Genomic DNA, 2172 nt, shown 5'->3' with positions numbered 1-2172 from the left:
AGACCGCCAAGCCCTACCGCTGGACCTACGAGGGCACCCCACTCAAAGCAGCCTGATCAACACCCCTCCACGAACTTCCGCGGAGCAGCACTAGGCCCGTCACCGAGCCCGTCACCGGGTCCGCCGCCGACCTGGCCTGAAGCCGACCGGCCACCCGCCGGCGGTGACCGTGAAAGGACGTCATGACCATCGCCTACTGGTTCCTCGCCACACCGCTCGCCGCCTTCTACCTCTACGCGGGCGCACTCAAGGCGACCCGTGACCGCGACCGGCTGCGCCCGATGATGGCCTGGGTGGACCGCGTACCGCTGCCCGCCGTCAGGGCGCTGGGAGCGGTCGAACTCCTGGGCGCGGCAGGCCTGTTGCTGCCGCCGGCGGTCGGTGTCGCGCCGGGGCTGGCCGTGGCCGCGGCCGTCGGGTTCGTGCTCCTGCAGACCGGCGCGATCGCCGTGCACCTGACCGGCGGGGACCGCCGCGTCGCGCTCAACGCCGGGCTCCTCGCCGCCGCGGCCGCGACCGTCTGGCCGGCCGCCGCCATGTGACCGGACGCCACCCCCGTCCGCGCCCCGCCCCTTCGTTCAGCCCCCGCTCCGCCTCCGTTCAGCCCCCGCCCCGTCCCGTCCGCAGGCCCTCGGTACGTACACCGTGCCAAGTTCGCGGTTTTCCACGATGCCCGAGCGTGGTGGTCACGTGTCAGCCTGTGACTGCCACCGCATCCCGCAGCCGGGTCGGGGCGGGGCCGATCCGCCGCAGGTGGCCGGCCGTTCACGTGGAACGCCCAGAAGGGATATTTGTCATGCACAGGCAAATTCGTTCAGCCTCGCTCTGCGCCGCGATCGCCGCCGCGGTCCTGGTCGGCGGCACCGCCCAGGCGTACGCCGCCGTGGCCTCCCCCGCCCGCGCACACGCCTCCGCGTCGCCCGCCGCCCAGGACGGCGCCCAGGACGGCGCGTCGGCGTCCGCGATCTGGCGCTGGGCCGGCCGGTACGACTCGTTCGTCGAGGCGCAGGCGGCGTACTACGTGCTGTACGGCCTCGGGAGCGCCGTCGCCCAGCTGATCGAAGAGGTCATCGTCGACGGCGCGAAGCGGTGGGAGCTCTACATCCAGTGAGCCCCCCCCGGCGCCGGCACCGAGCCGCGACGCCCCCCGGATGAGAACACGGCGGGCGCGACCCGGCGCCCGCTCGTCCAGCCTTGAAGAGAGTTGGTAGACCCATGCGACGCACGACTCCCAAGCGCGGCCTGTCCCGCACGGCCGCAGGCGTTCTGACCGCCGTGCTGATGGCGTCCGGAGCGCTCACCCTCGCCCCGGCCGCGCAGGCCGCGACCGGGCAGAGCGGCCCGCAGGCGACCGCGGACGGCCTGGCGGGGATCACCGCGGCCCGCTCCACGCAGGTCACCCTGTCCAACCACACCGCGTACGGCCTGACCAAGACGTGGGAGAAGCTCGACCACGGCTGCTGGACGAACAACATGCTGCCGCCCGACTACATCCCCACCGGCAAGGAGCCCAGCTTCGCGAGCGAGTCCTGCGGGGCCGGCACCGGGACGGAGGGGAACATCACCTACGGCTTCGCCGGCGGCGAGATCAAGATCTACTGGAACAACCCCTACGTGGGCAGCAACGGCTACAGCTGCTCCGTCCCGGCCGGGTACGCCTGCTACAAGAGCGGCGGCAGCGGGAACAACGCCGGCGTCAAGTTCGACGTCTGGCCGGCGTCCCGGTCGGCCGGGGCCGACACCGCCGACGCGGTGGTGCCCGGCGTCACCGCCGCCCGCAGCACGAGCATCAACCTGACCAACAACTCGGGCAAGCTGCTGGTCCGTTCCGGCTCCAGCCTGCGGTGGGGGATCTGGTCCGACAACATGCTGCCCCCGTCCATGGTCCAGCCCGGTGTCACCGCGAAGTGGGCCAGCGAGTCGGACGGCTTCATGACCGGCACGGAGGGCGAGGTCACCTTCGACGTGTCCGGGGAGAGCAACAAGGTCAGGGTGTACTGGAACAACCCCTACACCGGCAGCAACGGCTACAGCTGCTCCGCCCCGTCCGGGTACAAGTGCACCTGGCAGGGCGGCAGCGGCGACAACGCCGCGATCTCCTTCAACCTGTCGAAGTCCTGATCGCGGCGGGCCGAACCAGCGCCCCCGCCCGGGTCACGTCCATCCGTGACC

General features: G+C 72.1%; 3 protein-coding genes. All 3 read left to right on the top strand.

The annotated features are described in order from the left end of the window. The first annotated feature begins 182 nt into the window (after positions 1-182). The 3 genes from ACFV61_RS35665 (at position 183) to ACFV61_RS35655 (ending at position 2121) form a co-directional block, all read left to right on the top strand. Positions 183-542: a DoxX family protein gene (locus ACFV61_RS35665; protein ID WP_380496315.1), complete on the top strand. Its 360-nt coding sequence runs from the start codon at positions 183-185 to the stop codon at positions 540-542. Positions 543-796: 254 nt separating this feature from the next. After that, on the top strand, positions 797-1111 hold the full coding sequence (locus ACFV61_RS35660) for a hypothetical protein (RefSeq protein ID WP_380496313.1): 315 nt from the start codon (positions 797-799) through the stop codon (positions 1109-1111). A gap of 104 nt (positions 1112-1215) precedes the next feature. Then, positions 1216-2121, top strand: a complete 906-nt coding sequence (locus ACFV61_RS35655; RefSeq protein WP_380344641.1) for an aegerolysin family protein — start codon at positions 1216-1218, stop codon at positions 2119-2121. Positions 2122-2172: the final 51 nt, after the last annotated feature.

It is taken from the genome of Kitasatospora sp. NPDC059817 (assembly GCF_042731835.1).
In the GTDB taxonomy this organism is placed as follows: Bacteria; Actinomycetota; Actinomycetes; order Streptomycetales; family Streptomycetaceae; genus Kitasatospora.
This window is presented reverse-complemented; position numbering and strand designations above follow the sequence as displayed.

Excerpts from the sequence above, each read along its gene's own strand:
- ACFV61_RS35665 (WP_380496315.1), top strand. The coding sequence starts at position 183 with ATGACCATCGCCTACTGGTTCCTCGCCACACCGCTCGCCGCCTTCTAC.
- ACFV61_RS35655 (WP_380344641.1), top strand. The coding sequence starts at position 1,216 with ATGCGACGCACGACTCCCAAGCGCGGCCTGTCCCGCACGGCCGCAGGC.
- ACFV61_RS35660 (WP_380496313.1), top strand. The coding sequence starts at position 797 with ATGCACAGGCAAATTCGTTCAGCCTCGCTCTGCGCCGCGATCGCCGCC.